This is a genomic window from Streptomyces sp. NPDC040432 (genome assembly GCF_055595445.1).
The window spans coordinates 314157-336424 of the sequence record NZ_JBVIVP010000005.1; the positions used below are offsets into that span (position 1 = coordinate 314157).

Below are 22268 nucleotides of genomic sequence, written 5' to 3' on the forward strand. Positions count from 1 at the left end.
CCCGCGCCGGGGCGAGCCACCGGGCCCGGAAATGCGTCAGGGCCATCAAAAGATGGCCCTGAGCTTCGGAAATGTCCGACATCACTGTCGGGACGACAGGATTTGAACCTGCGACCCCTTGACCCCCAGTCAAGTGCGCTACCAAGCTGCGCCACGTCCCGATGCCCGTTGACCTGGGGTTTCCCCTGGTTGAACTGGCAGGAGAACAATACCGCACTTCGCGGGGTGCTCGCGCGTACCTTTTGCGACATGGCCGGATTCGGCGTGGTCGACCGACACATGGGCTTGACCTCAAGTTTGCTTGAGGTTGCACGGTTCCCATATGACACAGGCAGCCGCGGACCACGTGTTCCGCCATGAGGACCTGGGCGCGCTCATCGCGCTCATGACAGGGGCTGAGAAGCACGGGCCCGCCGCCACCTCCACGCTCGACGTGCTGTGGGTGCTGTACGACCGGGTGCTGCGCGTCGGGCCAGACCGCGTCGAGGATCCGGCGCGCGACCGGTTCCTCCTCTCCAAGGGGCACGGGCCGATGGCGTACTACGCCGTGCTCGCCTCCAAGGGGTTCTTCCCCGTCGACTGGCTGGGCGGTTTCGGTTCCTACGACTCGCCGCTGGGGCACCATCCGGACCGGACGCTGGTCCCCGGTGTGGAGATCGGCAGCGGCTCACTGGGGCACGGGCTGCCCCTGGCCGTCGGCAGCGCGCTGGGGCTGCGGGCGCAGGGGCTGGACGACCCGACCGTGTGGGTGCTGATCGGGGACGCAGAACTCGACGAGGGCAGCAATCACGAGGCCATCGCGTACGCCGGCTCGGCGGGGCTGGAGCGGCTGCACACGGTGGTGATCGACAACGATTCGGCGACCCACGGCTGGCCCGGGGGGATCGCGTCCCGCTTCGAGGCCGCGGGCTGGTCGGCGGTGACCGTCGACGGACGGGACCACGCGGCGCTGCACGCCGCCTTCACCGCACCGCATCCGGGTCGACCGCACGCCGTCGTCGCCCGCGTCGAGAAGAAGTTCTGAGGGAGGGGACGTCATGGACACCATGCGGGAACGGTTCATCTCGGTCACGTCGCAGTTGCTGGAGGAGGACCCGCGACTCGCGCTGGTGCTCGCCGAGATCACCATGGACGGGTTCCGCCCGGCGCAACTGCGGCATCCCGACCGGGTGATCAACGTGGGCATCAGGGAGCAACTGTTGATCGGGGTGGGAGGCGGGTTGGCCCTGACGGGGCTGCGGCCGATCGTGCACACCTTCGCCAGTTTCCTCGTGGAGCGGCCCTTCGAGCAGATCAAGCTGGACTTCGGGCACCAGGGCACGGGCGGCGTGCTGGTCAGCTCCGCCGGTAGCTACGACTGGCCCGCCGGCGGGTTCACCCACATGGCACCGGGGGACGTGGCCCTGCTGGACACCCTCGACGGCTGGACCGTGCACGTGCCCGGGCATCCGGACGAGGCGGAGGCGCTGCTGAGGCACGCGGGCGGCGCCGGGGACGACAAGGTGTACGTCCGGCTGTCCCAGCAGTCGAACAGCGCCCCGTACCCGCTGGACGGCCTGCGCTGGCGGACCGTGCGGGAGGGGCGTGCCGGCGTGGTCGTCGCCGTCGGACCGCTGCTCGACGAGGTCCTCGCCGCGACCGCGGGGATGGACGTCACCGTCCTGTACGCCGCCACGGTCCGGCCCTTCGACGACGCGGCCCTGCGCGCCGCCGTGGAGCGGGCCGGGGCGGACGTGGTGCTGGTCGAGCCCTACCTGGCGGGCACCTCCGCGGCTGCGGCCGGGGCCGCCCTGCTGGACGTCCCGCACCGGATCCTGCCGCTCGGGGTCGGGCGGGCCGAGCTCCGCCGGTACGGGACGATGGACGAGCACGTCGCCGCGCACGGCCTGGACGCCGGCTCGCTGCGCCGGCGGATCACCGATTTCCTCCGCTGAGCGCCGGGGGCTCCGTCAGCCGCCGCCCAGCTCCGGGTGGGCGGCGGCCAGCCTCTTCGGGGCCGCCTGCCGCCATGAGTCGACCAGGATCCCGCGCAACTCCCCGGTGTCCGTCACGGCGGCGAGCCGGACCCGCAGCCACGCGTAGTTGTCGTCGTGGCCCTCGCGGAGGAAGAACTTCTCCGGCTCCGCCGTGATGAGCTCGGCCCGGTCCTCCTTGGGGCACTTCACCCCGATGGAGGTGTCGTCCGCGAGGGAGACGAAGATCCTGCCGCCCACCCGAAAGGTCGGCATGCCCCAGGCGAGCTTCTCGCTGCTCTCCGGCAGCGACAACGCGATCGTCCTGACGTCCTGCGCCGTCGTGGCCATGCCGGCGCCCCCTTTCGTTCATCACCTCGGTGCCGTTGTGCCTCGTTCCCCGGTCTGGCCCGGTTGCTCGTTCCATCGGTTCGCCCCGCCGGGCGGGCGGTCCTCCCGGGCGTGCAGGAGTTCCAGGAGCTCCGCGGCCAGGGCCTTCACCGCGGCCAGGCCCGGGTTCCCCCACAGGCGCGGCACCAGGTCCACGGCGCAGACCGTGCCGAGCACGATGCCCCGCCGATCGGTCAGCGGTGCGCCCAGGTAGGTCCGGACGCCGCTCCCGTCGACGACGGGGTTGACCGCGAACCGCGCGAAGTCCCGTACGTCCTCAAGGACCAGCGCCCTGCGCCGCACCACCACGTGCGGGCACCAGCCGTGGTCCCGGGTGAGCACGCGCGCCGGGTAGCCGCCGGCGGCGACGTCCGGGTCGTGGTGCAGTCCGGCGAAGAACTGCCGTTCCTCGCCGACGAAGTTGACCCCGGCGTGCGGGGCCTCCAGGGTCTGCGCGACGTGCCGGGCGAAGGCGTCGAGCTCCGCGTCGGCCCGTTGCCCCAGGCCCATCTCCAACAACCGGGCGGCCCGCGCCGGCGCCTCCCGGTCCACCGGGGTGAGGAGCAGGTGGCCGGTCGATTCGTAGGACGTGATGGCGGTTCCCCCGAGTCCGGTGACGTGTGGGTGGTGCCGGGTGCGCGTGCGCGGCCGCCCGGTCGGCGGACCGGCCGGGGCCGGTCCGGGCGACCGCGCCCACGGGGGCGGTCCCGGGTGTCACGGTCATCTGCGCAGGCCGTCGAGCACCGCCTCCAGCAGGGTCAGGTCGTCGGCCGCCGCGAAGGCGGGTTCCGGTACCGGGACGCGGGGCGCCCGCGCGCTGACGGCCCCGTGTTCCATCAGGTCGGACAGCAGTACCTTCACCACCAGGGCCGGGAGCCGCAGTTGCGCGGCGACGTCGGCGACCGTCACCGCCGCGGAGCCCGCGCAGACCCGCAGCGCGAGGGCGTGCTCGGGACCGAGCGGGACCCTCGGCCGTACGCCGGTCGCGGTGACCGGCGACAGCAGGTCGAGCGCCGCACCCGGCCGGGTGCGGCCTCCGCTCGCGGTGTACGGGCGCGTCACCCGACCCGCGGAGTCGTCCAGCCAGGGCGCGTCCGACCGCGTCCCGGGGCCGCACGCCGTCGCGCGGGCACTCATCGTTCCGTCCCGACGGCGGGCCGGCGCGGCGGGGCGTCCAGGCACGGCCGTACGCTCTTGACCAGCATGGCCATCTCGTAGCCGAGGACCCCGGCGTCGGCGTCGCGGTCCGCGAGGACGGCGAGGCAGGTCCCGGATCCGGCGGCCGAGACGAAGATCAGCGCCGTGTCCAGTTCGACCACCACCTGCCGGACCTCCGCGCCCTGCGCGAAGTGGGATCCGGCGCTGCGGCCCAGCGAGTACAGGCCGGAGGCCAGTGCGGCCATGTGGTCGGCGCCGTCGGCGTCGAGACCGTGCGCGCAGGCGGCCAGGCCGTCCGCGGTGAGCAGCAGCGCGCTGCGCGTGTACGGGACCCGTCGCACCAGGCCGCCGAGCAGCCAGTCGAGGTCCGAGAGGCTGCTCGGCCTCGACGCCGCTTCGCCGACCATGGGGGTCTCCTTGCCGAGGTGGGGGGTCGGGGGCGTCGCGGGGCTCATGCCTGCCGCTCCGCGGGCTCCGACTGTGCGAGGCCGAAGCCCCGTTGGAAGGCGGCCATCAGTCCCGGGTCGTGCACGGGCTGCTCCGTCCACGCCGCGGGCCGGGGCGCGGGGGCCTCGCGCGGCTCGGGTACCGGGTGCTGCCGGCCGCGGCGTCGGGGCAGGGACGGCCGGTCCGTGCCCGCGCGGGTTGCGGGTGCGAGCGTCGCCTCCTCGGGTGCCGCTCCGGTGCAGGACGCCCCGGGCGTCGGTGCCGAGGCCCCGGGGACCGGTCCCGCTCCGTGCCCGTATCCCGGTCCGTGTCCCGGTCCGTGTCCCGGCGTCGGTGCCCGTCCCCCGCCGGGCACCCGCTGGGGCGGCGTCCGGGGCCGCTCCGATTCGTCCGACGCGCGTTCCGCCTGCCAGGGGCCGGGCACGGTGACCCGTACGGGCTCCAGCGGCGGGACGCCCCCCGCGCCGGCGCCCCACGAGGTGGCCCGGGAGCCGGCCGCCAGGTCGGCGGCGTTCGGGGCCTCCGCGCCCAGCAGGCCCTGGGGCAGGACGAGCACGGCGAGCACCCCGCCATAGATGTTGGACTTGAGCTCCACGGCGATCCCGTGCCGCCGGGCCAGCGCCGAGACCACGAACAGGCCGATCCGTCCGTCGGCGAGCAGGTGCCGGACGCCGACCTGGTCGGGATCGCCGAGCAGAGCGTTCATCCGGTGCTGCTCCTCGGGGGGCATGCCCAGGCCGCGGTCCTCGACCTCGACCGCGATCCCGGAGGTGACCCGCTCGGCCCGGACGACCACGTCGGTGTCGGGGGCGGAGAACACCGTGGCGTTCTCGACGAGTTCGGCCAGCAGGTGGACCACGTCGGCGACGGCGTGGCCGCGGACGGTGCCGCCCGCCGGGGGGACGACCTTGACCCGGGTGTACTGCTCGACCTCCGCCACGGAGGAGCGCAGCACCTCGCCGAGGTCGATCGGCCGGGTCCACTGCCGCCGGGAGGCGGCCCCGCCGAGTACGGCGAGGTTCTCGGCGTGTCGGCGGATCCGGGTGGCGAGGTGGTCGACGTGGAAGAGTTCCCTGAGCAGGTCCGGGTCCTCGACGGTGTCCTCCAGGCCGTCGAGCAGGGCGATCTCGCGGTGCACGAGCGACTGGAGCCGGCGCGCGAGGTTGACGAAGACCTCGACCTTGCGGTCGCTATCGGTCGGCGCGGCCGGCGTGGCGAGCCGTACGAGGGTCGTCCGGGCCTGCTCGCGGGCGCCGCGCAGTTCCTGGGCCAGCAGCCAGAACTCGTCGACGCCGGCCGGATCCGGCGCCGCGGGCGGCCCGCTCGGGCCTCCTCGTACGGGACGGGGCGGCGTCTCGCCGCGTTCCAGGCGTTCGGCGTCCGTCCGCAGCTCCTGGCGGCCCCGGACACTGGAGCGCCGCAGCGCCTCGCAGCGGTCCCGTACGCCCTTCGCGGCGCGCTGGGCACCGAGCAGCGCCGCGGCCAGGGCCCCGACGACCAGCAGGGCGCAGCCCGCGAGCACCGGCCACAGCCGGGCGTCCCGGGCGCCGGCGCCACCGCCGAGTTGGAGCGTGAAGAGCACCGCCGCGGCGCCGCTGAGCGCGGCGGCGAGGGTGGGCAGCACGGCGGCGCGGATCAGCTGGGGGCGTGTCTGCCGGCGGGGCCCGGCGGCGTGTCTCGACGGGGAGTGGCGGGCGGGGCGGGGTCCGGACATCGGCGTCCTCGGTACGTGGGGCCCGGCCCCCAGTCGGTTCCCGGGGCCCGGTGTTGATCACCGGATACCCACGCTAGACCGCACGCTCCCACCCCGGACGCCGAGTTGGGCAACTTCACCGGGGTGCTTCCCGCTCCCGGTGGAACGCTCGCACGACAGCCCGAATGCGCCGGGAGGGTGTGCGCCCGTGCCCGGGGGGCGCGCCGGCCGTCCCCGCTGTTCCGCCTTCCCGGCACCTCCTCGGGGGCTACGGCGGAGCGGGGGGCCCGGGCCCGCCCGGGGCCGGGCCGCCCCGGGCCGGCGTCACCTGCGCGTGCCGGGGCCGTCACATCGCCAGGGCGATCAGGGCTCCCCCACCAGGTCGAGTCCGGCGTCGGGCTCGACCGCCCCGTGCCCGGCGGGCACGCCGGCCTCGTCGCGGTAGTTCACCCACCGGTCCCAGGCGAACCCGGGGGCCGCGATGGGCTGCCACCACGGGTCACCGGGGATCCTGCCGGCGGGCTCGAAGGGCTCGCCCGGCTTGGGCATGGCCACGGCCTGGCCGACGTTGCGGGCCGCGATCACGGTGCGTTCGGCCGGATCGGACCACGGGTGCGGGGCGAGGTTGAAGGTGCCCCAGTGGATCGGCAGGAGCACGCCGTGCGCCGCGCCGCCCTGAAGGTCGAGGTGGGCCCGGATGCCCTCGTCGGGAGTCATGTGGATGTCGGGCCACGGGCCGGGGTCCGGGGTGCGGTCCTCGTGGTTCTTCGGCCAGTACTCCGAGTAGGCGCCGATCTGGATCATCGTCGCGTCGAAGGGGCCGTGGGCGGCGCCGATGTCCTTGAAGCCGGGGAAGTATCCGGTGTCCCCGCTGTGGAACACCCGGTGCTCCTCCCCCGCGACGACCCAGGAGGCCCACAGGGTGAACTGCTGGTTGCGCAGGCCACGGCCGCAGAAGTGCTGTGCCGGGGTGGCCGTGAGGGTGAGGCCGGCGACCTCGGTGGCCTCGTTCCAGTCCAGCTCGCGCAGCCGTGAGGCGGGTACGCCCCAGCGTTCCAGGTGCGCGCCGACGCCCAGCGGGACGGCGAACACGGTGTCCGTGCCGGCCAGCGCCTTGATCGTGGGCAGGTCGAGGTGGTCGTAGTGGTCGTGGGAGATCACCACGACGTCGACCTCGCCCAGGGAGGCCAGCGGCACGGGCACCGGGTGCAGCCGCTTGGGCCCCGCGAACGGGTAGGGGGAGCACCGCTCTCCCCAGACGGGGTCGAAGAGGACCCGTCGTCCGTCGATCTCCACGAGCACGCTGGAATGACCCATCCAGGTCACGCGCAGGCCGCTGACCGGCGGTTTCGCCAGTTCGGCCAGGGTGGTCGGATAGACCGGGATCGGTGCGGCGGGGCGGCGGCGGATCCGCTGTTCCTTGTGGAAGTAGACCCGGGCGAACTCGGCCATCGACCCGGAGGGCCTGGTCCTGCCCTTCACCGGGTTCTGGAACACGCCGTCCGCGAAGTTCGGCGAGCGCTGGATCCGCTCCAGCCGCGCGCCGGAGGGGTCCGCCCCGAAGGCTTCGGAGCGCAGGGCGCGCAGCCTGGGACGCAGGGGAAGGGAGCCGGTCAAGGCGCCTCCTCAAGAGGGTGCGGTTCGAGGTGGCACGCTAGTACATGCACGCCCATCCCAACGCGTACCGGCCCGTGAGGATTCCGCCCGGCGGGAACCCGCCGGGCGGAACCGGCGCTCATCCGGCTCCCGGGTGCCCTGAGCTTGACGTTTATCCAGTTCGTCGGGGCTTGGTGCCGATTTGGTGGTGGGTGGGTCGTTGGTGGGGTTTGCCGGTGGCGAGGACGCGTCCGACGTCGTAGCGGGTCGCGCGTTCTCGGTTCTTCGAGCCGAGGGGGCGGCCGGGGCCGGGCCGGGTGGGTTTGGGTGCACGGGCCGGTGTGCCCGTCTTCGCCCGTAGGTTCCTGAACCCCCGGCGGGCTCGGGCCGGGGTGAGCCTGTTCGGCGTGGCCGGTCGTTCCCACGGTCGGCGGAGGTCGGCGGCCAGTGGGCGGGCGAGACGGAGTTGCGCGTGTGCAGCCAGGACGAGCCAGGTCCAACGGTCGGCCGCGGCGGAGTCACGGAGCTTGGGCCGGGTCCACCCGAACGTCTGCTTGAGCAGCCGGAACGTGTGCTCGACGTCGAACCTGCGCAGGAACGCCTGCCAACACCGGTCGACGTCCCCCGGGGCGGCCCCGGTCCCCGACCACCACAACCAGACCGGCTTGTTCACCCCGCCGCTCGGGAGCTTCGCCACCGTCAACCGGATCACCGTGCCCTCGATGATCGGCAACGGCCCCTCGTGATCCCCCCACGCGGCCCTGCGCGTGAGCCGGGGGTGGAGTCGGTCCCACGCCTGCGCGGTCGCGGCTCCGTATCGCTCCGTGCTCGTGGAGGTGACCGCCGCCTCCTCGCCCCAGGTGGCTGGGTCGCCGAACACGAACTCGCCGCCGTGCTGGGGCGGACGCCCGCCCTGCGGCGGGCAGATCCACGGGTCCGGGACGGGCTTGCGCATCACCCGGTCCGAGCGGAGCCGGCCCAACACCTCGATCGGCATGTCCGCCAGGAGGTGCGCGATCCGGGGCGCGTCGTAGCCGGCGTCGAGGACGACGAGGACGTCCGGTTCACCCCGCTGCCACTGGCCGGCGGCGATGAGGCGTTCGATGACCTCGCGGACTTGGGCGGCGGTGACGGCCGCGAGGTCGGCGCCGGGCTCCAGGTGCATCGCGTCGAGGAGCGCGGTCCAGGAAGTGCGTCCGCTCTCCAGCGCGGCGACGATCGAGTACGGCCACCCGGGCACCATCTGGTGCTTGCCCAGGCCCCGGCCGAAGGTGTGACAGAACGACCGGTCCGAGCACGTGTTGGCGTCCGGCCTCAACCACGGCGACACGTCCACCGCGAGGACCAGACGCCCGTCGGCGGCCCGGGGCAACGGCACCCCGACCAGCGCCCGCCGGAGCCGGGCCACGTCGATCCGGCCCCGGTTCAACCCGGCGTACAAGGCGCCGTGCCCGCGTCGATGTTCGGGTGCGAGGGCCAGGTCCACGAGGGTGCGGACCGGGCCGTCGGTACACAACAGGGCGTCGCACAGCTCGAAGAGTGCGTCACCCCGGGACAGCGGGCAGGCGTACAGCTCGGTGCGAAACTCCGTCACCGCGGTGAATGCGTCTCGTTGAACCCCGTGCTCGACCCGTTCCACGATCCGGCCTCCACCCACCGCGCCGACCTCTCCCTGCAGGATCAGGCCCCGGTCACGTGGGGCTCAGCCGAGTTGTTGGAGGAGGGGCAGGATGTTCTTCGGCTGGGAGTTGACCTGGGCCAGGACGGAGATTCCGGCCTGCTGGAGGATGCTGGCCTGGGTGTAGTTGGCGGTTTCCATGGCGTAGTCGGTGGCTTCGATGCGTTCCCGGGCGGCGCTGAGGTTCACCACGCCGGTGTCCTGGGTGCGGATGTTGGATTCGAAGCGGTTTTGGACGGCCCCGAGGATCGAGCGGAGGCTGGTCACCTCGACCAGGGCGGAATCAATCATGGACAGCGGGTCGACGAGGAACTTCGTGTCGAGGTCCGCGACGTCCGCCTTCGCGACCGACACGGTTTTACCATCCCCGCCCTTGTAGGTGATCTTGTTCGGGTCCTTCTCGTCGGTGAAGGCGATGGTCTTGGACAGGTTGTAGGACTCCAGGCCGAGCGTGTTCACGTTGAGCATCTTCATGGCGACGGCGATGATGTCGCCGTCGTTGGCGCCGGTCCGGAAGTTCATGCTGGTATTCTTCGCCAGCACTTTGATGCCGTTGAACTGGGTCTGCGACGAGATGGTGTCGATGGCCTCCAACCGCTGGGCGACCTCTTGCTGGATGGCGCGGCGGTCGGTGACGGCGTAGATGCCGCCGGCGGCCTGGACCGTGAGCATGCGGATGCGCTGGAGGTTGCTGGTGACCTCCTTGAGCGCGCCCTCGGTGGTCTGCGCGAGGGAGATCGCGTCGTTGCTGTTGCGGGACGTCTGGACGGATCCGTTGATCTGCGTGGTCATCCGGTCGGAGATGGCGAGCCCGGCGGCGGCGTCCTTGGAGGAGTTGATGCGCTTGCCGGAGGCGAGCCGTTCGGCGGCGACCCCCATGGTGGAGCCCGTGATGTTCAGATAGTTCTGCGTGGTGAGCGACATGATGTTGGTGTTGAGCGTCAGCACGTGATCGTCCCCAGTCGGTGGTTTGTACGGGTGTCGGGCGGCGCGTGCCGCTACGGGGACGCCGGGGCGGCCACGTTCACGCCGTCCTGGGCGAGGACGAACCGCAGGAGGTCGATGTCGACCCAGCCGAGCGGTGAGACCGCATCGATGAAGACGGGCAGCGTGCGTGCCAGCTCCGCGACGACCTCGGCCCGCTCCAACCCACGCGCGGCGACGGCCTCCGCGATCTTCTCCTCGCCCAAGGCCGCGACCACCTGCTCCTCGGTGAGCGGTTCGTTGGGCCCAGAGCCGAGCCAGGACCCGCTCTGCGGCAGGGCCGCAGCCAGGGTCCGCACCTCGGCCACGATCTGCTCGGCCGCTGCCTCCTCCTCGGGGGTCAGGTTGGCGATCAGTGCGGCTGCCCGGAACGCCTCGATCGTCTCGGCGGGAATCGCGTCCACCAGCGCGGGGATCTCCTCGGCGAGCGAGGCCGCGACCTCCGCCTCCCCGACCTCCGCCAGCTCGGCGAGCGCCGATAGCATGCCCGTAGGAGCGACCGCGGTCACCTCCTCCGCGCTCAGCGGCTCGTTCGAGCCTCCTCCGACCCAGGAGTCGAACTTGCCCGCCGTCGCCGGCGCAGCGGCCAGGTTCGTCAGCAGCTGTCCCAGGACCGGGTCCACCGTGTTCTCGTTCATCGAACTCCCTCAGATCAATGATCTTGCGCTCGCGCGACGCTACCCAAGGGAGTCGTATCGGAACAGAAAGTAATCGGCCGCTTCGTGCCCCGTTCGGCCGGATCGACGCTCATCACCCACCTCGGTGACTCCGTCCCGCCGGACTCGCGAGGACACATGGACGGCCGGGGACACCCTGCCGGCCTCACGGTGCATCTACCGCACGCGAGCTGCTCAAGTACCAGGGCCGCACACCACCACAGCCGACGTGGCCCGATCAAGAGAACCACGGCACCAAACCCTGGCCACGTTCAACACCCGACGTCAAACGTCAAGCTGAGGGCCTGTCGTCAAAGTCCCGTCGTCGCCCGGAGGGCGGCCTCGCGGTGTCCGGTGCGGGAGTGCGTGCCGGACACCGCGAGGCAGACGGGAGTTCGACGACAGGTCCTAGAGGGGCAGCAGGTCGGGGCGCTTCGCGGCGACGTGGTCGCCGGAGGACTCGCCCCGCAGCCGGCGTCCGATCCACGGGACGAGGTGTTCCCGCGCCCACTGGATGTTGTCGCGGGTCACGTCCACCGAACCGCGCGGCGGCGTGGGCGGCCACGGCTGGTCGGGATCGGCCGGGATCCCGTAGCCCAGCACCTGCGCCGCGCGGAGCGCGACGCGGGTGTGGCCCTCGGGCGACAGGTGCAGCCGGTCGCCGTCCCAGGCCCGCCGGTCCTGCACCGAACGCAGCGACCAGAGGTCGAGCACCGGGCAGTCGTAGCGGTCGGCGATGGAGCGCACGTGCGCGCTGTACGTGGCGACCTTGCCCCGGAGGTGCCTCAGGACCGGTACGCCCCGGGTGTCGAAGCCGGTGGTGATCATGACGAGGCCCACGGCGCCCGTGAGGTCGGCCACGGCCGCCTCGAAGCGTTCCGCCACGTCGTCCGGGTCGCTGCCGGGGCGGATGATGTCGTTCCCGCCCGCGCAGAAGGTCACCAGGTCGGGTGCGAGGGCCCGGGCCCTCGGGACCTGGTCGGCCACGATCTGGTCGAGGAGCTTCCCCCGCACGGCCAGATTCGCGTACCGGAAGTCATGTTCGTCGCGCTGATCGGCGAGGAGCACGGCGAGGCGGTCCGCCCAGCCAAGATAGGAATCCCCGGGTCCCGGGTCTCCCACGCCTTCGGTGAAGCTGTCCCCGATCGCCGCGTACGAGCCGATGGTCTTGAGTGTCGTCGTCGTCGCTGCCACGGGAACACATCCTTCACCGTCGCAACCAACCTACGCCAACGTAATGAGGGGTTGACGGACCGTGATCTGTACCACGCGGGGGATAAGGAATAAGTACACGTGAGGCCGGGACCCCCCTCGGGTCCCGGCCTCACGCGTGTCCGTGTCCGACGGCGGGTGCCGTCAGAGGCTGACGCCCTTGGAGCGGAGGTAGGCCAGCGGGTCGATGTCCGAGCCGTAGGACGGACCCGTGCGGATCTCGAAGTGGAGGTGCGGGCCGGTCACGTTCCCGGTGGCGCCGGAGAGGCCCACGCGCTGGCCGCCGGTGACGGTCTGGCCGGCCGAGACGGACAGCGAGGAGAGGTGCGCGTACTGGGAGTACTTGCCGTCGGCGTGCTTGATGACGACCTCGTTGCCGTACGAGCCGCCCCAGCCCGCGGAGACCACGGTGCCGGCGCCGACGGCCTTGACGGTGGTTCCGGTGCTCGCCATGAAGTCGACGCCGGTGTGGTAACCGGAGGACCACATGCTGCCGCCCATGCGGTAGGCGGTGGAGACTCCGCCGGCGACCGGGGCCACGAATCCGCCGGCCTTGGAGGGGCTCGACGGGGTGGAGGGCGCGGCCTGGCCGGACCCGGCGGGCTTCTGCGCGGGCGCGGCCTTCCTGGGCGCCGCAGTCGGGGCGGAGGAACGCTCGTCGGAGGCCTCAGGTCGGCTGGAGGACCGCTCGGAGCGGTCGGAGCGGGCGCCGGAGTCCGACTCGGAGGCGGAGTTCGGGGTGGCGGCGCCGGGCGCCGGCTGCTTCTTGGCGGGGGCCGGCTCGCCCGCCGTGCCGGGGGCACCGAGGGTCAGCTTGAGGCCGGGGTGGATCAGGGAGGGGTCGTTCCCGACGGCGTCCCGGTTGTCGGCGTAGAGCTGCTCCCAGCCGCCGGTGATGTTCCGCTCGGCGGCGATCTTCGAGAGGTAGTCGCCGGACACCACCGTGTAGACCGCGGCGGGCGCGGTGGGTGTCGCGGTCGGCGTGACGACGACCGCCCTGGGCGCCGGCAGGGCCTGCGGCGCCTGCGCGGGTGCGGTGGCCGGGGCCGCCGCGGGGGTGGCGGCGTGGGCGCCCGCGGCTCCGATCAGCGGCAGCGCGAGGGCGGCGCCCCCGGTGCCGGCCACGGTGAGACCGCGGGATATGGAACTGGACTTCGGGCGGCGGTGCTTACCCTTACCGGGCATGGCGAATTCCTCTCCGTCGCCTGCGAGGTGAGCTGTCGGGTTCGGACTGGAGATGTCCGGCCGACCGCGTCCGGGACGCGTGCGGCTTCACCCCGAGCCGTCCCGGAGAAAGCTCCGGTCCGGCGGCCTACCTGGTTCCCCCGCTCCTGCCGCGCGCGTCGATGGTCGGGTGCGGTTCCCGGGCGGCGGCAGGATTAGGCTGTCCACCCGGATCGGTCGTGAAGGTAATCGAGTCGGCCCACGGGCAACAAGCCACGCATTCCCTGACGCAATCACAGGTTTGGGCGAGCGAGGGAATTCCGGTCACCCTGTGTCCATTCCGCACCAGCAACAACCGTCCTGGCGTGGGAATTCTGATTTCGCGAGCGGGCACGGACGGTCACCGTATGATCTGGCTCACGGAGCCTGGCGCGATCTCGCCTCTCCCCATGGCAAGTTGCTCTCAACCGGCGTAATTCGGACACCTCAGGACGATGCGGAGGACCACACGTGACCCAGCGGATAACCCCACCCCTTCCGCCGCTGCCCGAACCCGAACCGGAGCTGACGGGAGTGCGCAATTTCCGTGACGTGGGCGGCCTGCCGACCACCGACGGACGGAAGGTCAGGTACGGACGACTGTTCCGAAGCGGACATCTGGCGCATGCCACCGAAACCGGAGCACAGTTCCTCTCCTCGCTCGGCCTGCACACCGTCTTCGACTTCCGCAACCGCGCCGACCACGCCCTGGAGGGGCCGGACGTGGAACTCCCCGGTGTGCGCTACGTGAACATCCCGTTGTCCGACCCGGCCGCCGGGAAGGAGTTCTGGAAGATGGTCCGCGAGGGCGACCTGGCCCAGCTGCGCACCGCCCTCGGAGAGGGCCGGGCGGCCGAGCGCATGACCGCCTCGTACCGCACGATGATCCGCACCCGGACCGCCGAACACAGCCGGGTGGTGCACGCGCTGGCCGAGGACAGCGTGCCGGCTCTGATGCACTGCGCGGCGGGCAAGGACCGGGCCGGGCTGTCGATCGCGGTCACGCTGCTCGCGCTCGGCGTCGAACGGGACGCCATCGTCGCGGACTACCTGGAGTCGAACGCCCCGCACCGCCGCTACCGGATGCGCCGCACCACGGAGGCGGTCGAGCCCCGTCCGGCCGAGGTGGCGGAGCTGTTGGCCCCCCTCTTCGACGCGCGAGCCGCCTACCTGGAGGCGGCGTACGCCACCATCGAGGAGGAATGGGGCGAAGTGGACCGGTACCTCGCCGAGGGTCTCGGACTCGCACCCGAGACCCTGGTCCGGCTGCGGGACCGACTGCTGGAGGCGTAGGGCCTGTCGTCGAAGTCCCGTCGTCGCCCGGAGGCAGACGGGAGTTCGACGACAGGCCCTGGGGCCGGCGGGCCGTCAGCGGTTGCCGACGGCCTGCTTCACCAGTGTCCGCCCGAAGTCCCACATCAGCGAGCCCCCGCCGTGCGCCTCGTCCATGACCTCGCGGAAGGCCCCGACGAAGCGGTCCACGTCCCGTTCGTCGACGATCAGCGGCGGGATGAGCTTGATGACCTCCAGATGGTCCCCGGAGACCTGGGTGAGGATCCGGTGCTTGCGCAGCAGCGGCACCACGACCATCTGGGCGAACAGCCCCTTGCGTGCGGCCTGGAGCATCGCCCAGCGGCTGCGCAGGCCCAACGAGGACGGCCGGCCGAACTCGATGCCGATCATCAGCCCGCGCCCCCGCACCTCGTGCAGCAGCTCGTACTCGTCGACGAGCGCGGCGAGCCGACCGCGCAGCAGGTCGCCCATGGCACGGGCATTGGCCGTCACCTCCTCGTCCTCCATGACGCTCAGCACCGCCAGGCCGGCTGCCATCGCCTGCGCGTTGGAGCCGAAGCTCGCCGAGTGGACGAGGACCCGGTCCATGGACGAGTACACGCGCTGGAAGATCCAGTCCTTGCCCAGGGTCGCGCCGACCGGGACGTAGCCGCCCGACAGGGCCTTCGCCACGCACACCAGGTCGGGTTCGACGCCGGGTTCGTGCTGGTACGCGTAGAAATCGCCGGTGCGGCCGAGGCCGGTCTGCACCTCGTCCGCGATGAGCAGGGCCTTGTGCCGGTGGAGGAGTTCCTGCGCCGCGCGCAGGAATCCGGGGGGCGCGGCGAGCACGCCCTTGCCCTGGATCGGCTCCACCACGAAGGCGGCCACGTCGCCCCGCCGCAGTTCGCGTTCCAGGGCGTCCAGGTCGCCGAGCGCGATGCGCGTGTCGGGGAGCAGCGGTGCGAAGCCGTCCCGGAAGCCGGCTTCGCCGTTGACCGACAGCGAGCCGGTGGTGAGCCCGTGGAAGGCGTGGTCGCAGTAGAGGATCCTGGGGCGGCCGGTGGCGTACCGGGCGAACTTCAGGGCGGTCTCCACCGCCTCGGTGCCGCTGTTGCCGAAGAAGACCCGGTCCAGGTGGGGGCTGTGGGAGAGGAGCTTCTCCGCGAGCAGTCCCGGTAGCGGCGGGCAGTCGAAGCGGGTCAGGTCGGCGAGCTGGGCGTCCAGGACGTCGTGCAGGGCCTTGCGGACGACGGGGTGGTGCCGGCCCAGGCCCATGACCCCGAATCCGGCCAGCATGTCGAGGTGGTCGTTGCCCTCGGCGTCCCAGAAGTGTGCGCCCTCGGCCCGTACGTAGACCTTGTCGAAGCCGATGGTGTGCAGCATCCGGGGCAGCTGGTGGTTCAGGTGGCGGGAGTGGAGCTCGTAGCGTTCGTCCCCGCGCTCGGCGAGCAGGGCGGCCAGGTCGAAGCCCCGGCCGCCCCCCTGGCCGGCGGTCATGACGAGGTGGCCCGGTTGCTGCCGATGGTCTCCCTGGCCGCGCGCAGGGATTCCTTGAGGGAACCCATGGTGGCGAGGACGGCGGTCGGCTCGTAGCCGCAGTGCGCCATGCAGTTCGCGCAGCGCGGGTCCTTGCCGCGGCCGTACTTGTTCCAGTCGGTGTCCTCGATCAGTTCGCGGTACGTGGGCACGTAGCCGTCGCTCATCAGGTAGCAGGGGCGCTGCCAGCCGAAGAGGGAGTAATTCGGAATGGCCCAGGCGGTGCAGGGGAAATCGGCCTTGCCCTCCAGGAAATCGAGGAAGAGCGGCGAGTGGTTGAGCCGCCAGCGCCGCCGGTTCCCGCCCGCGAAGGCCTTTTTGAAGAGTTCGCGGGTCTGTTCGACGCCCAGGAAGTGTTCCTGGTCGGGCGCCTTTTCGTAGGCGTAGGCGGGCGAGATCATCATCTCGTCCACCCGGAGGTCGTCATTGAGGTAGTTCAGGACCTCGATGATGGTCTGCGGGGTGTCGGTGTTGAAGAAGGTGGAGTTCGTCGTCACCCGGAAACCGCGTCGCTTCGCCTCCTTGATGGCCGCGACCGCCTCGTCGAAGACGCCTTCCTTGGCCACCGATTCGTCGTGCCGTTCGCGCAGCCCGTCGATGTGAACGGCGAAGGCGAAATAGGGGGACGGGGTGAACTTCTCGATCTTCTTGCGGAGCAGCATCGCGTTGGTGCAGAGGAAGACATACTTCCGCTTGGCCACCAGCTGCCGGACGATCTCATGGATCTGCGGGTGCATCAGGGGCTCGCCGCCCGCGATGGACACCATGGGGGCGCCGGACTCCAGCACGGCGCCGACGGCCTGGGCCACCGGCATGCGCTGCTTGAGGACCCCCGCCGGATGCTGGATCTTCCCGCACCCCTCGCAGGCCAGGTTGCAGGCGTAGAGCGGCTCCAGTTCCACGATCAGCGGGAACTTCTCCCGCTTGCGGAGCTTCTGTTCGAGAAGATAGGTCCCGACCCTGATGGACTGGCGCAGTGGCATGGCCATCTGGCTCACCTCCTGGGGAGCAGCGAAGAACGGTGCCATTCATGGAACGCGGGCAGTAGGGCACGCAGTACACGGAACGCCGATATTCCACCGCGGACGGTGCCGATGCGGACGAGCTCGTGCTCAGGAGCGTCCACGATCACCCGGACGGCCGCAACGGGGCGTCCCTCCCCCGCAGGGGTTCGGGCGCCCCGGGTGGCGGTCCACAGGGTGGCCGCCGACTCCATGTCGACCGCGACGGCGCCGGTGGCGCGCAGCCGGGCGCGCTCCTGGCCACGGACGACGTGGTCGGACCCGGTCAGCGCCCCGGTGTGCACGGTCCGGCCGGGGAGAGCCAGGGCCAGGGCCTCGGCGAGCAGCCGGGTTCCGGTGCACGGGACGGTCCCGCGCGGGTCCCGGGTCTCGTCGGCGACGACCAGGTCGCCGGGGTGCATGCCGGGAACCAGTCCGGCGCAGAACCCGGTGGCGAGGACGGCGGCCCCCGCCATCCCGGGTCGCTCCAGCGCGCGGGCCACGGCGCGTTCGGCGGCGCGCGGCCCCATGCCCGTGCGCAGCACCGCGGCGGTGGCGCCCGCCGGACGGGCGGCGCTGCGCAGGGCCGCCCGCTCGATGCGCAGCGCGCAGGCGATCAGGAGCGGCGCCGGCGGGGGCCGGGTTCCGGGGCCGGCCATCAGGACTCCTCGGTGAGGGCCGGGGCCGCGGTGGGCCGGCGTCCGTCGGGGCCGAAGGGCTCGCCGTGGAGGTAGCGACCGAGGGCGGTGAGCGGGAACACCTGCCGGTACAGGTGGTAGTTGATGGAGAAGTCCCAGGGGAAGCCGGTGCCGGTGAAGTACGGCTCGTCCCAGCTGCCGTCGGCGTGCTGGGTGTTCACCAGGTGGGCGAGGCCCCGTTCGGCGGCCCGACCGTCACGTTCCCCGGCCGACAGCAGCGCCATCAGGGCCCAGGCGGTCTGCGAGGGGGTGGACTCCCCCCTACCCGCCCAGGAACGGTCCTGGTAGGAGCGCTGGTCCTCGCCCCATCCGCCGTCCTCGTTCTGTACGGACTCCAGCCAGCGCACGGCCCGCCGGACGGCGGGGTGGGACGGGGGGATCCCCGCTGCGGCGAGGGCCGGCAGGACCGACCCGGTGCCGTACACGTAGTTGGTGCCCCAGCGGCCGAACCAACCGCCGTCCGGCTCCTGTTCCGCGAGCAGCCAGGCGATGCCGCGCCGGGTACGGGGGTCGGCGGAGCGGCCCTCGACGGCCAGCATCTCCACCACGTGGGCGGTGACGTCGGCGGACGGGGGGTCGATGACCTCGCCGAAGTCGCAGAAGGGCAGCCGGTTGGGGAGGGTGCGGGTGTTGTCGGCGTCGAAGGCTCCCCAGGCGCCGTTCCTCGACTGCATGCCGAGGTTCCAGGACACGCCGCGGGCGATGGCCGCCTCCACCTTCACCGGGTCGGGATGGTTGATCCGGCGCAGGGCCAGGACCACCTCGGCGGTGTCGTCGATGTCGGGGTAGTTGTCGTTGTGGAACTCGAACGCCCAGCCGCCCGGGGCCAGTCCGGGTCTACGGACGGCCCAGTCGCCGGTGCGCCGGATCTCCTCCCCGACCATCCAGTCCGCGGCCTTGACGAGCGCCGGATGGTCGGGGCGGACGCCCGCGTCGGCGAGGGCGATGGCGGCCAGGCAGGTGTCCCAGACCGGGGACTGGCAGGCCTCGATCATGCGGGCGCCGTCCTCGCGCCACACGGCGAACCGGTCGAGCGACTCCAGTCCGGCCCGCATCACCGGGTGCCCGAGGTCGTAGCCCAGCAGGTGCAGGGCGATGACGGAGTACACGGCGGGCGGTTGGATCCCGCCCCAGCAGCCGTCGTTCTCCTGCCGTTCGACGATCCACCGGCCGGCGCTGGCCATCGCGGCCCTGCGCACGACCTTCGGGGCGAACCGGCGGTAGACGTGCAGGGCCCTGTCCATGCGCTGGAAGACCCCGTCCCAGCTGGTCAGCGGGGCCGTGGGGACGGCCGGGCAGGGGTTGCGGGCGTCGGTGTGGAGTTCGTCCAGGACGAAGGGGGCCGGCCGGACGGGGCGCAGCGCCGAGACCACGGTGAGGGGAACGATGGTCTGGCGGGCCCAACAACCGAAGTCGTAGATGTTGAGCGGCACCCAGGAGGGCAGGAACAGCAGTTCGGGCGGGAGTTCGGGGAGGTTCTCCCACTTCCACCAGCCGAAGAGCGCCAGCCAGATCCGGGTGAAGACCCGGGCGGCGGCGATGCCTCCGTGGGCGCGGATCCAGGCCGAGGCGCGCGACATGTGGGGGGCGTCGGGCGCGTCCCCGGCGAGACGCAGGGCGACGTACGCCTCGATGGTGGCGGAGAGTTCGGGGGGACCGCCGTGGAAGGTGGCCCAGGTGCCGTCGTCGCGCTGTTCGCCCCGGATGAAGAGGGCGGCCGCCATGGTGGTGGCCTCGTCGCGGATACCGAGGAACTGGCGCAGCAGCAGGTCCTCGGCGTCCATGGTGACGTTGGTCTCCAGGTCGCCCTTCCACCAGCCCGCCGGGTCCTGGCGTTCCAGCAGGTTGCGGGTGGCCCGGTCGGTCGCCTCCCGGACTCCGCGCAGGAGTCCGGGCGTGCGCCGGTCGGGCGGTGCGCCGGGCCCGGTGGGCCCGGCGGCCGTCCGGGCGGCGCCGGCCGGTGCCGGGCCGCCGTCGTGTCGCGGTTCGGCGCCGCCGGCCATCGCACCGCCGCCGTCGGTCGTCGCTGTCATGGCTTCCCCTCCGTGCAGTCTGCAGTGTCGTCTGCTGTGCTGGGGTATGCCGTCGACCGTGCGCTCCCACCAGGTGCGGCGCCGGCCGGCGACTAGCGCGATATCCGCTGTCGGGTGGCGATCACCTCTTGCGTACGACGACGAAGTCGGCGAGGGCGACGAGCTGGTCGCGCACCCGCTGCGGCATGTCGACGTCGTCCAGCGCGCGGATGGCGATGGCGTGCTGGCGGTGGGCCTCGTCCGCGGTCCACCGGCGTCCGCCCGCGGCTTCGATGAGGGCGGCACGGGCCGCGAACTCCTCCTCGGAGAAGTTCTCGAAGTCGTTGCTCTTGGCGTCGGCGGTGAGGAGTCGGCCGAGCTCCTCGCAGGCGGGTCCGCCGGCCGCGAGGGCGGCGACGACGGGCAGGGACTTCTTGCGCTGGCGCAGGTCGCTCCAGGTCTGCTTGCCGGTGGACTCCGGGTCGCCCCAGATGCCGAGGAGGTCGTCGACCGCCTGGAAGGCGAGGCCGAGGTGGTAGCCGTACTCCTCCAGCTTGTCGGCGGTGCGGTCGTCGGCGCCACCGAGGACGGCGCCGATGGAGACCGCGCAGGCGAGGAGCGCGCCCGTCTTGTTGCCCTCCATCTCCAGGCACTCCTCGACGCTGACGCGCTCGCGGTGCTCGTAGGAGATGTCCTGGGCCTGGCCGTCGATGAGCTTGCGGCTGGCGGTGGTCAGGCGTCGTGCCGCCCGGCCGGCCTCGACGGTGCCCAGCTCCAGCAGGACCTCGTTGGCCAGCGCGAAGAGGGCGTCGCCGACGAGGATGGCCAGGGCCGGGCCGTGCACCTTCCACACCGTGTCGCGGTGGCGGCGCTGCTCGTCGCCGTCCATCAGGTCGTCGTGCAGCAGCGAGAAGTTGTGGACGAGTTCCACGGCGACGGCGCCGGGGATCCCGACCTCGGCCGCGGCGCCCGCGGCTTCGGCGGAGAGCAGGGCGAGCGCGGGACGGACGGCCTTGCCGCCGTCGCCGTCGGCCGCGTTGCCGTCGGCGTCGATCCAGCCGAAGTGGTAGGCGGCGACGGTGTCCATGGGCGCCGCGAGCCGGTCCACTGCGGCGCGGAGCACGGGGGTCGACAGCGTGCGGCCGCGTTCCAGGAGCGCGAGCGTGTCCGCCTTCTCCAGGCCCCCTCCGGCCGTGCCCACACTGGCAGCCGTGTTCTCGACAGCCGGGTTCCCCGGGTTCACTGGCTCTCCTCTGGTTCCTGTACGTGCTGTTCGTGCTGTGCCTGTGGCGGTGGTGCTGGTGCCGGTCGTCATACCGCCTCCTGCAGCGGGTGTTCGCCGGGACGCCCGAGCGCGGCGAGTGCGGTGTGTGCCGCGCCGAGGCCGCTGCGCACCGCGCCCTCCATGGTCGCGGGCCAACCGGTCGCGGTCCACGCTCCGGCGAGGTGGAGTCCCGGCGTGTCGGTCCGGGGGCCGGGGCGCAGTCGGCCGACCCCTGGCGTGGGGGCGAAGGTCGCGGTCCGTTCCCGGGTGACGAAGAAGTCCCGTACCTTCGATCCGCGCGCGGCGGGCAACAGCCGTTCCAGCTCCGGCAGGTACTTGGCGCGCAGGACCGAGACGGGCTCCTCGATGTCGTCCTGGGCGACCGACTGGGACAGGGCCAGGTACTGGCCGCCGTCGGTGAGGCCGGAGGCGTCGGTGCGGTCGAAGACCCACTGGACGGGCGAGCCGAGGGCGGCGAAGAAGGGCTGCTTGAGCACCTTGCGGTCGTAGACGACGTGGACGTTGAGGATGGGCGCGGTGCCGATGTCGAGGAGCTTGTCCGGGTCGGGCAGGGCCCCCGCGGGCAGCAGGGCGTGCGCCTCGCGCTGGGGGACGGCGAGGACGACGGTGCCCGCGTCGAAGGTCCCGTCCTCGGTGTCGACCCGCCAGGCTCCCTCCGCGGTACGGGAGAGGGCCGTGACGCGGGTGCGCAGTCCGGTCGTCACGCCGGCCCTGTCGAGCGCCTTGCGGGCGAGCGTGTCGTGGAGGTCACCGAGCGGGACCTTGGCCCAGCCGATGTCGGCGGCGCCGTTCTCGGAGAGCAGCCCGGTCTTGAAGACCATGGCGGCCAGGCCGAGCGAGGACTGTTCGGCGGTGGCGTTGAGCGTGGCGATGCCGACGAGGTCCCACAACGCCTCGATGGTGCGCGGGGACTGGCCGTGGCGGCGGAGCCAGGTGGCGAAGTCGAGGCCGTCGAGGGCCGGGTCGGCGGGGTCGAGCCGGCGCAGCGCGAGGGCGGCGCGCCCGACGGAGGCCCGCTCGGCGAGGGAGAGGTGCGGGTAGCGGGCCAGTGCCCCGGCCAGGTGGAGGGGTACGGGCAGGGCGCTGCGGCGCAGCCGGCCGAGGCGGGGGCCGCGCGGGTGGGCGACGTCGAGGACGGGGACGTCGAGCCGGTTCTGGAGCGGTGCCAGGTCGGCGCCGTCGACGCGGTCGAGGAACCACCGGTAGGCGGTGCAGCAGCGCAGGTAGACGTGTTGGCCGTTGTCGACGGTCAGGTCGCCGCGTTTGAAGGAGAAGGCGAGGCCGCCGAGTCGCGGGCGCCCTTCGAGCAGGGTGACCCGCAGTCCGGCGTCGGCGAGTTCGAGGGCGGCGGTGACCCCGGCGAGGCCGCCGCCCACGACGACGGCGCGGTCGTCGCCGTGCCGGTCGCTGCCGCTCATGACCTCTCCCCCGCGATGCGGTGCCCTGCCGGGCGCGCCGGCGCGGGGGCCCGTCCGGCGGAGCCCGACGGGTA

The 22268-nt window shown here is 72.4% G+C and carries 20 protein-coding genes, 1 tRNA gene and 1 riboswitch; of the genes, 3 read left to right on the forward strand and 18 right to left on the reverse strand.

What is annotated here, in order from left to right; all coding sequences use genetic code 11:
* Positions 1 to 87: 87 nt before the first annotated feature.
* Positions 88 to 161: transfer RNA gene (locus ACZ58N_RS14455), tRNA-Pro, on the reverse strand.
* Between the two features lie 161 nt (positions 162 to 322).
* Here ACZ58N_RS14455 and ACZ58N_RS14460 point away from each other — a divergent pair.
* Together ACZ58N_RS14460 and ACZ58N_RS14465 are read left to right on the forward strand one after the other, a co-directional pair.
* Positions 323 to 1024 (forward strand): transketolase, encoded by a 702-nt coding sequence (locus ACZ58N_RS14460; RefSeq protein WP_471158914.1) that lies wholly within the window; start codon positions 323 to 325, stop codon positions 1022 to 1024.
* 13 nt (positions 1025 to 1037) lie between these two features.
* Positions 1038 to 1934 carry a transketolase family protein gene (locus ACZ58N_RS14465; protein WP_471158916.1) on the forward strand — a complete coding sequence of 299 codons (897 nt, stop codon included), beginning with the start codon at positions 1038 to 1040 and terminating at the stop codon, positions 1932 to 1934.
* A 15-nt stretch (positions 1935 to 1949) separates the two neighbouring features.
* On the opposite strand, the gene ACZ58N_RS14470 is transcribed toward ACZ58N_RS14465, so the two are convergent.
* The 11 genes from ACZ58N_RS14470 to ACZ58N_RS14520 all read right to left on the reverse strand — a co-directional run bounded on the left by ACZ58N_RS14470 (position 1950) and on the right by ACZ58N_RS14520 (position 12951).
* Complete coding sequence (locus tag ACZ58N_RS14470; RefSeq protein WP_471158918.1) at positions 1950 to 2303, reverse strand: MmcQ/YjbR family DNA-binding protein; 354 nt, start codon at positions 2301 to 2303, stop codon at positions 1950 to 1952.
* Between the two features lie 21 nt (positions 2304 to 2324).
* Positions 2325 to 2936: a GAF domain-containing protein gene (locus tag ACZ58N_RS14475; RefSeq protein ID WP_471159231.1), complete on the reverse strand. Its 612-nt coding sequence runs from the start codon at positions 2934 to 2936 to the stop codon at positions 2325 to 2327.
* 126 nt (positions 2937 to 3062) lie between these two features.
* Positions 3063 to 3479: a DUF742 domain-containing protein gene (locus ACZ58N_RS14480; protein WP_471158920.1), complete on the reverse strand. Its 417-nt coding sequence runs from the start codon at positions 3477 to 3479 to the stop codon at positions 3063 to 3065.
* Positions 3476 to 3907: a roadblock/LC7 domain-containing protein gene (locus ACZ58N_RS14485; RefSeq protein ID WP_471159233.1), complete on the reverse strand. Its 432-nt coding sequence runs from the start codon at positions 3905 to 3907 to the stop codon at positions 3476 to 3478. Before ACZ58N_RS14485 ends, ACZ58N_RS14480 begins: the two co-directional genes overlap by 4 nt.
* 44 nt (positions 3908 to 3951) lie before the next feature.
* Complete coding sequence (locus tag ACZ58N_RS14490; protein WP_471158922.1) at positions 3952 to 5661, reverse strand: sensor histidine kinase; 1710 nt, start codon at positions 5659 to 5661, stop codon at positions 3952 to 3954.
* A gap of 342 nt (positions 5662 to 6003) precedes the next feature.
* Positions 6004 to 7257: an MBL fold metallo-hydrolase gene (locus tag ACZ58N_RS14495; RefSeq protein WP_471158924.1), complete on the reverse strand. Its 1254-nt coding sequence runs from the start codon at positions 7255 to 7257 to the stop codon at positions 6004 to 6006.
* Positions 7258 to 7408: 151 nt separating this feature from the next.
* On the reverse strand, positions 7409 to 8875 hold the full coding sequence (locus ACZ58N_RS14500) for an NF041680 family putative transposase (protein ID WP_471158926.1): 1467 nt from the start codon (positions 8873 to 8875) through the stop codon (positions 7409 to 7411).
* A 63-nt stretch (positions 8876 to 8938) separates the two neighbouring features.
* Complete coding sequence (locus tag ACZ58N_RS14505; RefSeq protein WP_471158928.1) at positions 8939 to 9862, reverse strand: flagellin N-terminal helical domain-containing protein; 924 nt, start codon at positions 9860 to 9862, stop codon at positions 8939 to 8941.
* A gap of 50 nt (positions 9863 to 9912) precedes the next feature.
* Positions 9913 to 10536: a YidB family protein gene (locus tag ACZ58N_RS14510; protein ID WP_471158930.1), complete on the reverse strand. Its 624-nt coding sequence runs from the start codon at positions 10534 to 10536 to the stop codon at positions 9913 to 9915.
* Between the two features lie 426 nt (positions 10537 to 10962).
* Positions 10963 to 11748 carry an SGNH/GDSL hydrolase family protein gene (locus ACZ58N_RS14515; protein ID WP_471158932.1) on the reverse strand — a complete coding sequence of 262 codons (786 nt, stop codon included), beginning with the start codon at positions 11746 to 11748 and terminating at the stop codon, positions 10963 to 10965.
* A gap of 162 nt (positions 11749 to 11910) precedes the next feature.
* Positions 11911 to 12951, reverse strand: coding sequence for a peptidoglycan DD-metalloendopeptidase family protein (locus tag ACZ58N_RS14520; protein WP_471158934.1), 1041 nt, complete (start codon positions 12949 to 12951; stop codon positions 11911 to 11913).
* Between the two features lie 4 nt (positions 12952 to 12955).
* Positions 12956 to 13122, reverse strand: a riboswitch (cyclic di-AMP (ydaO/yuaA leader).
* Between the two features lie 330 nt (positions 13123 to 13452).
* Between ACZ58N_RS14520 and ACZ58N_RS14525 the strand changes: the two genes are divergently transcribed.
* Positions 13453 to 14262 (forward strand): tyrosine-protein phosphatase, encoded by an 810-nt coding sequence (locus ACZ58N_RS14525; RefSeq protein WP_471159236.1) that lies wholly within the window; start codon positions 13453 to 13455, stop codon positions 14260 to 14262.
* A 75-nt stretch (positions 14263 to 14337) separates the two neighbouring features.
* Here the strand turns inward: ACZ58N_RS14525 and ACZ58N_RS14530 are convergent, their stop codons facing one another.
* The 6 genes from ACZ58N_RS14530 to hpnE all read right to left on the reverse strand — a co-directional run bounded on the left by ACZ58N_RS14530 (position 14338) and on the right by hpnE (position 22194).
* A complete protein-coding gene (locus ACZ58N_RS14530; RefSeq protein ID WP_471158936.1) occupies positions 14338 to 15741 on the reverse strand; it encodes an aspartate aminotransferase family protein in 1404 nt (467 codons plus the stop codon).
* On the reverse strand, positions 15738 to 16769 hold the full coding sequence (hpnH, locus tag ACZ58N_RS14535) for an adenosyl-hopene transferase HpnH (RefSeq protein WP_471158938.1): 1032 nt from the start codon (positions 16767 to 16769) through the stop codon (positions 15738 to 15740). Before hpnH ends, ACZ58N_RS14530 begins: the two co-directional genes overlap by 4 nt.
* A gap of 5 nt (positions 16770 to 16774) precedes the next feature.
* Positions 16775 to 17440 (reverse strand): phosphorylase family protein, encoded by a 666-nt coding sequence (locus ACZ58N_RS14540; protein ID WP_471158940.1) that lies wholly within the window; start codon positions 17438 to 17440, stop codon positions 16775 to 16777.
* Positions 17440 to 19512 (reverse strand): squalene--hopene cyclase, encoded by a 2073-nt coding sequence (shc, locus tag ACZ58N_RS14545; RefSeq protein ID WP_471158942.1) that lies wholly within the window; start codon positions 19510 to 19512, stop codon positions 17440 to 17442. Before shc ends, ACZ58N_RS14540 begins: the two co-directional genes overlap by 1 nt.
* A 121-nt stretch (positions 19513 to 19633) precedes the next feature.
* On the reverse strand, positions 19634 to 20734 hold the full coding sequence (locus tag ACZ58N_RS14550) for a polyprenyl synthetase family protein (protein ID WP_471158944.1): 1101 nt from the start codon (positions 20732 to 20734) through the stop codon (positions 19634 to 19636).
* Positions 20735 to 20802: 68 nt separating this feature from the next.
* Positions 20803 to 22194, reverse strand: a complete 1392-nt coding sequence (hpnE, locus tag ACZ58N_RS14555; protein ID WP_471158946.1) for a hydroxysqualene dehydroxylase HpnE — start codon at positions 22192 to 22194, stop codon at positions 20803 to 20805.
* Between the last annotated feature and the right edge of the window lie 74 nt (positions 22195 to 22268).